The organism is Streptomyces sp. NPDC053750 (assembly GCF_044544295.1).
Taxonomy (GTDB): Bacteria; Actinomycetota; Actinomycetes; order Streptomycetales; family Streptomycetaceae; genus Streptomyces.
The window spans coordinates 24,762-33,081 of record NZ_JBITXB010000038.1 but is presented as its reverse complement, the minus strand read 5'-3'; the positions used below and the strand labels follow the sequence as shown (position 1 = coordinate 33,081).

The 8,320-nt window shown below is 67.2% G+C and carries 10 protein-coding genes; 9 read left to right on the top strand and 1 reads right to left on the bottom strand.

The genetic code is table 11. From position 1 onward, the window contains the following. Positions 1–332 precede the first annotated feature (332 nt). Both ACIGO6_RS40525 and ACIGO6_RS40520 read left to right on the top strand, forming a co-directional pair. On the top strand, positions 333–758 hold the full coding sequence (locus tag ACIGO6_RS40525; protein ID WP_399885627.1) for a GFA family protein: 426 nt from the start codon (positions 333–335) through the stop codon (positions 756–758). Positions 759–845: 87 nt separating this feature from the next. After that, positions 846–1,433 carry a hypothetical protein gene (locus ACIGO6_RS40520; RefSeq protein ID WP_399885625.1) on the top strand — a complete coding sequence of 196 codons (588 nt, stop codon included), beginning with the start codon at positions 846–848 and terminating at the stop codon, positions 1,431–1,433. Positions 1,434–1,473: 40 nt separating this feature from the next. On the opposite strand, the gene ACIGO6_RS40515 is transcribed toward ACIGO6_RS40520, so the two are convergent. Then, complete coding sequence (locus ACIGO6_RS40515) at positions 1,474–2,085, bottom strand: hypothetical protein (RefSeq protein WP_399885623.1); 612 nt, start codon at positions 2,083–2,085, stop codon at positions 1,474–1,476. Positions 2,086–2,447: 362 nt separating this feature from the next. Here ACIGO6_RS40515 and ACIGO6_RS40510 point away from each other — a divergent pair, with 362 nt between their 5' ends. The 7 genes from ACIGO6_RS40510 (at position 2,448) to ACIGO6_RS40480 (ending at position 8,164) form a co-directional block, all read left to right on the top strand. Next, positions 2,448–2,945 carry a hypothetical protein gene (locus tag ACIGO6_RS40510; RefSeq protein ID WP_399885621.1) on the top strand — a complete coding sequence of 166 codons (498 nt, stop codon included), beginning with the start codon at positions 2,448–2,450 and terminating at the stop codon, positions 2,943–2,945. Positions 2,946–3,013: 68 nt separating this feature from the next. After that, complete coding sequence (locus tag ACIGO6_RS40505) at positions 3,014–3,274, top strand: hypothetical protein (protein ID WP_399885620.1); 261 nt, start codon at positions 3,014–3,016, stop codon at positions 3,272–3,274. Between the two features lie 80 nt (positions 3,275–3,354). Then, a complete protein-coding gene (locus ACIGO6_RS40500) occupies positions 3,355–3,807 on the top strand; it encodes a hypothetical protein (RefSeq protein ID WP_399885618.1) in 453 nt (150 codons plus the stop codon). A 68-nt stretch (positions 3,808–3,875) separates the two neighbouring features. Further along, positions 3,876–4,406 carry a hypothetical protein gene (locus ACIGO6_RS40495; RefSeq protein ID WP_399885616.1) on the top strand — a complete coding sequence of 177 codons (531 nt, stop codon included), beginning with the start codon at positions 3,876–3,878 and terminating at the stop codon, positions 4,404–4,406. Then, positions 4,403–4,717 (top strand): hypothetical protein, encoded by a 315-nt coding sequence (locus tag ACIGO6_RS40490; protein WP_399885614.1) that lies wholly within the window; start codon positions 4,403–4,405, stop codon positions 4,715–4,717. The genes ACIGO6_RS40495 and ACIGO6_RS40490 overlap by 4 nt, the downstream gene beginning before the upstream one ends. Positions 4,718–6,078: 1,361 nt before the next feature. Further along, positions 6,079–7,074 (top strand): ParA family protein, encoded by a 996-nt coding sequence (locus ACIGO6_RS40485; RefSeq protein WP_399885612.1) that lies wholly within the window; start codon positions 6,079–6,081, stop codon positions 7,072–7,074. A 688-nt stretch (positions 7,075–7,762) separates the two neighbouring features. Continuing rightward, complete coding sequence (locus ACIGO6_RS40480; RefSeq protein WP_399885610.1) at positions 7,763–8,164, top strand: hypothetical protein; 402 nt, start codon at positions 7,763–7,765, stop codon at positions 8,162–8,164. Positions 8,165–8,320 lie beyond the last annotated feature (156 nt).

Below are 8,320 nucleotides of genomic sequence, written 5' to 3'. Positions count from 1 at the left end.
TCCACACCGAACCGGAAGGCCCTCACCTGTTCAAGATCCCTCAGCCGAGACCTGGCTCACCCGTCCACAACCTCCCGAGACAGAACACCTAGGGCCCCAGGCCAGGCGGTGCCGTGGCCGCCGACCGCCCGGCACTGGCGCGTGGTACGACGAGCCGCTCCCCGAGGGCTGGCGCAACCCACAACGCCTTTCCCGTGGCGTACTTGAGCCGAAGACACACGTCTTGGTGAACCCGTTCTCAAGACAGCAACCGAACTGCTGCCCGATCGGTAGAGGTGTACGTGAGCAGCACATGCGTTCGCGCTGCTGGTCTTCGATCCTGGGAGTAAGCCGTGACCACCACCGACTCTTCTTCGTCGTCCGCCCTACGCTGCGGCGGCTGCCTGTGCGGGGCCGTCCGCTTCGAGGTGCCCGATGCTCCTGACGCGCCCCACCTGTGCAGTTGCCGCCATTGCCAGAAGCTGAGCGGCGGGCCGGTGATGTCGTGGGTCTGTTTCCCTCTGGCGGGTCTGGTGTGGATCGGCCGGGAGCCGGTCTGGTTCTACACGTACCCACAGAAGACGCGGCGCGGTCGCTGCCCCGACTGCGGGAGCCAGTTGTGCGCCCTGGACGACGGCGCCACGAGCATCGCGTTCAACTTCAGCGCCCTGGACGACTCCTCGGACCTCGTCCCGGCGTTCCAGAGCTACGCCCACGACGCGGTGCCGTGGCTCAGGCCGGTCACCGACACCCGGCCGACGGCCGCCGCGGGCAGCTGACCGCCGACCGGCGGCTGCCCGGGTTCAAGCCGGCCCGTTGGCCGGACAACACAACGCCTCGACCTCGCTGGGGCGAGAATGGCGGCCATGTCACTCTCCCTGGCCCGCTGCGTGGAAGCGGTTGCCCGCCTGCTGGATAGCTGTGGCCCGTTGGAGCCGGTCCGGCTGTGCATGAGCGACCGGGACGTGCAGGCGGAGGTGTGCGCGAGCGGGCCGGCCGCCTCGGTGAGTATGGCGCGTCTGTCAGCGGCGACGGGCGGCGAGGTGGCCGGCCGGGCGGTCGACCGTGACGATGGTGTGATCACCGCGGACCTGGAAGACGAAGTGGTCCTGGTCGCCGCCGTGGACACGCCGGTGCACGGGACCGCACCCAGACTCCGCGCAACGTCGACGTCGGCGGCGGCTGCCCTGCTGCGAACGCTGGCCCCGTGGACGGCCACACTGGACCAAGAGCTGCTGCCGGGGGCCCAGTTGTGGGTGGACGACGACGGCCAGGTCTTCACGGTCCGGCTGCTGGCGACAGCCGCACGCGGTGACGACGTGGAGAGTGCCGCCGCTGCCGCCGGCGCAGGGCTGGAGCAGGTCCGGACATGGCGCACCGAGAGCGGTCTGGATGGGCGGGGAAGCCTCCCGTGCGGCCGGACCGTGCACATCGGCATCGTCCGTCTCTCTTGACCATCGCCGACACGCTCGCCGGATCGCTCGCTCCTCGGCGTTAGGCCAGATCAACGTGCTCCTGGTGCATCTTCGCAACCCGCACGGCGTCGAAGTGGCTGATGCCTCGGAAGTCCTCCTTCTTGACCGCCACGCCGATTCTCAGGATCTCCGTCACGGCCGTCAGATGATCCTTGACGCCTGTCTCCCATCCCTCAGCCGTGGCACACGGGCGCGAGATCCACGCCTGGAACAGGAGCGCCTGAGTCACCTGCGCGTCGCTTTCATGGCGTGAGATGCGATCCACGACCTCGCGGGTGTTGGCAGGCGTGTTCTCCGCCCTGCCGACCTTGATGTAGGACAACTTCTCGATCATGGACAGGAACTCCAGGACGTAGAGCCGGTCGCCGACGGCATCAAGCGGCCCTCCTGCTTCTTCCAGGTCCTCCCACGCCCTGTGCCGTACGGCGGCGCAGATCTCCTTGGGGGGCGTACGCCCCGTGTCGAAGTAGTCGAGCAGTCGCACCCTGGCCCCGGGAAGCAGATGCCGATTCTTGAAGTTCTTGGTCCTGCGCGACCTGGGCAGGGCCTCTCCCTCCCACAAGGGCGCGTCAGTGAGGTGAATGAAGTCGTGGCCGAAGTACTGCTCTTCCTGGAAGTCCTCTTCACGCATGCCTCTGATGGTGGCCCAGGCGGCGGACCGCGTTCTCCAGAACGGCTGAGGCTGAGCCGATGGCTGGCGTGTTGGCGGCGCCGGCGCTCCCGAAGGGCCGGCGCGCGCGAGATAAAGGTCAGTGTGTCCGTGCGCTTTTGCTCGGACTCCGCGCCGTTGGGTCCCGCCTACGGCAGCGCGTTGACCCCGTGGCGCTGCGTCTCCTGAAGGGTTGGGCTGCGCGGGCCCACACCATCCCGATCCGTTGCCTATTCGTGTTTCAGTGTGTAGTGTTCTTCGTGTTGAGGGTGACGTTCCCCTCCACCCCGCCCCCTCTCGGAGCCGCACTGCCGCTCCCCCACGCCCCCTTACGGAGATCTCCCATGTCCGAAGCCGAAGCGGTCCGATCCGTCATAGCCCGTCTCCTCGCCCATGCCGACGAGCCCGAGACCCAGCGCATCCACGAACTCGCCCGCCAGGCCGGCTACATATGGCGCTGCGGCAACCCGGCCTGCCCCGCCTACAACTACCGGGGGCAGCGCTACTGCGAGGGCTGCGGATGGGGCAGCAAGGGCAAGCCGGTCGGCGACCTCCACCCGTGCATGTACACCGAGCGCCGGTGGGCCGCGCTGCGCCGCGCGCTGGTCCGGCACTACGGCCCCGACGCCCCGATGCCCGACGCCGTGGTCTTCGACTACTGGGGCGGACCCGGCTGGCGCGGCGCCGAGGTCACCGAGATGTACGGCGGCAGGACCGAAGAGGTCACCGGCGGGTTCCGTGACCGGGACCGCTTCGCGGACATCGCCGCCGCCCTCGACTCCCTCACCAGGTGGTCGGAGCCGGGCTACGGCGAACACATCCGCGTCGTCCTGGCCTCCTGAACCTCACCGTCCCCAGGGCCCGGTGAGCCACCGCCGGGTCCCGGCCAGCCACGAAGGCGAGCCACGCCATGTCCACTCTGCTGATCGGCCGCTGGTCCACGGACAACGCCACCCTCAGCATCACCGCGTCCCACCAGGTCGACGACGAGGACCAGGCCGCCGTCGACGCCCTCACCCGGCACGCGTTCGCCAACGGCGCGAACTGGGCGTGCACGTTCCCCGTCGACACCCACCGCCACGCCGTGCAACGCGCGTACGAGGAGTTCGCCCGCGACGACGACGCCTGGCTCGACGACACCGTCGAACACGTCGAGCCGGTCACCCCCTGACCTCACCCACAGCTGCGCCCCGGCCACGCGCCGGGCGCCCGCTCGCCCGTGTCCCGCACCCCTACCCGAAGGGCTCCCCCATGCTCGGCAACACCGAATTCGAGTGGGTCTCCGCCAACGCCACACCGGTCCTGCTCTACCCCGGCTTCAGCTCCGACGACGCACTCGTCGAACCCGGCGAGATCGTCGCCGCCGTCTACGACAGCAGCGACGGCATCGCCCTCTACGGCAACCGCGACAAGGTGCTCGGCCTCCTCCTCCAGCTCGCCGAAGCCGTCCGCAACGCCCCGCCCGTCCCCACCACGGAGGCGTGCATCGCAGCCACGACCGACCTCACCGCCTGGAACCCGGGCCCCCTCACCTCCCCGCTGGCTCCGGCGAGCAAGGGCTGGACCCTGTGCGGCGCCGAGTCCCACCAGCCCATCGCGGCCGATCCCCGCCTGGCGACCTGTTCCGACTGCGTCGACGCCTTCAACGAGCGCGTGCCGCAAACCCCCCTCCGCCTCGTCCACTTCCTCCCCGCGAAGCCCTGACACGACCCCACGCCGCCCTCCTCCGGTGCCGGGCCCGCAGGGCCCGGCACCCCGACCCAAGGCCCCTCATGAACCCCACCGACGCAGCCGGCCCCCTCTTCGAAGCCCTCCTCGCCGAAGCCCAGCAGTGGGCGTGCGACGACACCGAGGACCAGGAGCAGCTCGACGCGATTGACCACGCCGACACCCCGCGCGACAAGCTCGCGCTTCTGCAGGACTCCAGCCTCGTCCCTTCCCACCTGGCTTCGGCCATCGCCGAGGCTCTCGTCGCACTCGATCCCGCCACCTACTCCCCCGACTCCGCGCCGACAACATCCGGAACCTCCATGGCCGACCCCGAACTCCACCGCATCCGCGACGCGTCGATCACCGTGGTCGACGCCTCTCCCGAGGACAACACCCCCAGCGACGTCTACGAGATCCAGGTCCACGGCGTCAGCGTCCTCATCCGCCGCCGAGCCCAGTGGGGCCCCGCCTCCGACGTCCCCTACGTCCACATCGAGGACCAGAACGAAGGGCCCAGTCTGCTGCTCGTCGAGGTGAACAACGGCGGCGAGCACGAACACCCCCGCCCCTCGGCCGACGGAGCAGCGACATGAACCCCAACCACGCCTACGCCACCGCCCGCCAGCTGATCGACCCCGACGCCAACTACGCCGTCCACATCCGCACTGACAACGCCTGGACAAAGCCCACCGACCCCAACCACCGGGAACTCCCCGGCCTGGACGTCCTCATGGCCGCCCGCAGGGCCCTGCGCGCCCAACCCGTCGGCCACGTCCAGAGCACCAGCCCCGGCACCCTGGACATCCGAACCGGCGACGGCCGGCTCTGGCTGCGCTTCGTCACAGCATCATCGAGTAGGGGCCAGGCCCCCGGCGATCCAGCCCCGGGCGACCGCTTCGGCTGACCAGAGGTTGTCCGTCTGGCCCACCTCACCAAGCCCACTCGGGCCATGTAGGCACCTGGGCCCGCCGCGTGCGGCGGAGCCGTTCAGCGCTCCGAGGCGTTCTGGCTCTAGGCGTTTAGGGGCTCTACTGCCACCGGCCAGAGCCTGGTCGCCGCCAGACGTAGTGTTGCTGCCGTGTGGCTCCCCCCGCTGTCCACTGCGCGCGCTACACGGCCACTGCCTCCTCGGGCTCGCCACCTCCTTGAATTCTCCATTGGGATGTGCACAAGCAGTGGCCTCGAATAGCCTCATTACGACGGGCTTATGACATCGGCCGAAGATGGTTGGTCGTCGGGAATGGTCTCAAGCAGCTTGGTTGGGACGGAGTTGCAACATCAGGTCCCTTTGGACTCCAAGAAACTGGTACGCCGACGCTGCACCTAGTCATTGATGTACCAAAAAGGTGCGCACTCGCCTCGACTCTGATTCAGTGAAAAATTCGTTCCAGTCGGCATGGACTTGCAACCCGTCCTGCGCACCTACTACTGGCTATTTGCTTGCCGCCACCAACACATATATTGGTCCTACGCCCACACTTTGCGCTCGCCGTTCGTGGCCTACACATGCTCATTACGCCTCCATGCATGGTTCGCGCACTGACTGCTAGGGCTGAGCCAATTTACCCATCCCCGTAGGCACGCTTGTAGGCATGCTTGTAGGTACGTAGGGATCTCTGTAGGGATCTCTGTAGGTATCCTCGCACCTCTGTAGGTTTCGATCTACGGAGCCAGGTTGCTCACCTCTCCACCTAACACGCACTTCTATCGACACACACTGCTTCTACATCGGCTGTTGCCCACTATCACCCCGCCCACCTGCGACGAGGTCACCGCCTGCGCGTTGATCCGCACGCTTCATGCTCCGAACGCATATTTCTCGAACGTTCCGCACCTTGGGACGTCTGACCCCGCCACTCTGCCTGTACGCGCACCCACATCCCTTCGCGCTATCTAGATGCATGGCCTCTTGTCGCCGCCTGCACAACTCCCAGCCTTGGCGGCAGCCCCTCAAGCTCCGCGGCCTTGGTACTGACGTGGACTCGGCGCACCGCAAGGCTCACGACACGCCCCGCGCTACGCCACAACACCAACACTCGTCGCATCTTCCTGTTATGGTCGCCCGTGTCGCGTCGTGACACGGACTGCAGACATCCGGTGCACGAAGCACGCCCCCAATGTCCGTAATAACCAGCAGAGCGCACTCGTGATGCAGCAAATGACCAGTAATGCCACTCAGATACACCTCAAGCGCGTGACACGACGCGACAGTCACCTCGCCGTCTCCCGCAACCACCCTCTCTCCCAACTCCGGAGGCCCTCGCGATGACCACAGTCCATCCGAGCGACATCGACGTCGCCGACGAGGCATCGCTCCCGGCGCCGGTGGTGCTTGCCATCGCCACTCAGAAGGGCGGCGTGGGCAAGACGACCACCACCGTGAACTTGGGCGCACGCCTCTCCATGGCCGGCTACAACGTCCTAATTGTTGATCTTGAGCCCCAGGCGCAAGCTGGAACCGCGCTCGGCATCACGCTCGGCGGCCATGAGGATGAGGCTGTGAACGAAGCGGAGCTCCAGCGGTCTCTCGGCTACATCCTGCAGATGGCTCTCCAGAAGTTCCCGCGTCCGCATCTCAAGCAGGCGATGTTCGACCGCACCGACGAGGTACTGGGGGACTTCGAAGGTCACGGTCAGCTTTGCGTCCTTGCCTCGGAAGAGGCATCCATGTCAGCGGCGCAGAACGCCTTCGTGACGAAGCCCTACAAGGAGATCGTCACCCTTCGGCACCTCTTGCTCCAGGAGGCACGGGGCTTCCACTTCGTCCTCATCGACACACCGCCGGCCGTATCCCACCTCAACGCAGTGGCGCTGGCAGCCGCTGACTTCGTGGTAACCGTCTGCATCCCGGAGTACCAGTCCATCAAGGGTGCCCTGGTTCTGAGCGCAGCCACGCACGCGATCGCAACGAACACCCAGGGAGTCTGCGAGCCACAGCTTCTCGGCGCTCTACTCAATCGCTCCAACCCCGAGTCTGCGTGGACGGCTCAGGACGTGGACATCCGGAACGCGATGATTGGTGACGGCATCAACGCCGAGCCAGGGCGGGGCCTCTTTCCGTTCGTTACGGATGTGCGACGCGACGTCCGCATCTCGGAGTCCTACATCCACGGCCGGCCCGCCGTAACGCGGTTCCCGAATCACTCGTGTGGCAAGCAGTACACGGGCGTCGTGGAGGAGATCCTGGACCGCATCCAACTGCCGCGCCAGAAGTGGACTATCGCCGATCCGGTCCTTGTCGAGGAGAACGTCGATGCCTGAGGAAGAGCCCTCCGGAGCGGAGCGCAAGCAACCCAAAAAGAGGACGGCGAAGAAGGTCGCGGGTCTCAGGCCTCGTCCAGACCTGCTCAGCAATCCCGCCCTGTCGGGTGCGGCGAGCGTGGCGGCCCGCTCAGTCCTGGGTCAGGGTGCCGGAGCTCAGCCAGTTAAGGCTGTCCAGGTTCCGGCCTCGGCCTCACAAGACGCCATTGCCGTGCCTGCCCCGAGTACACCCCCTGACTTGCAGGGCGCGGCTGAGGCGGTTGCGCCGGACACTACGCTGACGCGGGCCGAAGACCAGGCGTTGAGTGAGGGAGCGGAATCCGGCTCCGCCACGCCTCTGTCGGTCTCCGCCACGGATGTGCAACTCAGTGAACCGGCACGACCGGATTCCGGTGATCTTTCATCTCCAGACGCTGCTAACTCTGGAGCAATGCACGGAACGACCCCGCATGCCTACCAAGGCCTACCCGACGACGGGGAGGCCGCTGAGCAGCACCCCGTTGCTCATGACGACGAGCAGCCGGTCCCGGGGGAGGAGGCGGCCACAGCCGAGACGACTGAGGCTGAGCCAGGAGCGGGGGGAGCACCTTCATCAGGGTCCCGGCGAAAGCGCTCTGTCTCCACTCGCCAGGGCTCCAAGGTGGGGCCCGCACACACGGCATTGCTCAACTCATGGCGTAGCAGCAGGGTGGACCTCAAGCTCCGTCGGGACGCCTGGCAGACGCATCCGTTCCGCTTCGCGGCGGACTTGGTGACACAGCTAAGCAAACGGGTGGCGCAAGACTGTTCGTCTTCCGGTAAGTCGCTGACGGCTGCGCAGTATGTCGACGCTGCAATGAGCCAGTATCTGCCGAAGACCATAGAGGAGCAGTTGGCGCTCGCCGAGGAGTTCCTTCTCTCTCGGGAGACGGACGTGGGCACGGGGAAGCAGGCCAGCCATCGGGTCAGCCCTGAGGTCTATGCCGTCGCAGCGCCCCTAGCCAATGATCTCCGGGAAGCAGGGCACGCGCGCATCGCCGTTCACGTCTACTCAGGGGCCCTTGACAGCTTCCTCCGCGATCTCGAAGCAGAAGGGCCGCTCGGGAAGTAGGGCACAGGCACCCCCTCGGCTTCGCGGAGGCGGCGCCCCCCCCCCCGGGGGGGGGGCCCCCCCCCCCGCCCGCGGCCCCCCCCCCCCCCGCCGCCCCCGGGGGCGGCGGGGGGTGGCCCCCCCGGGGGTACATTAGGTTTGTCTTTGGGGTGCGGG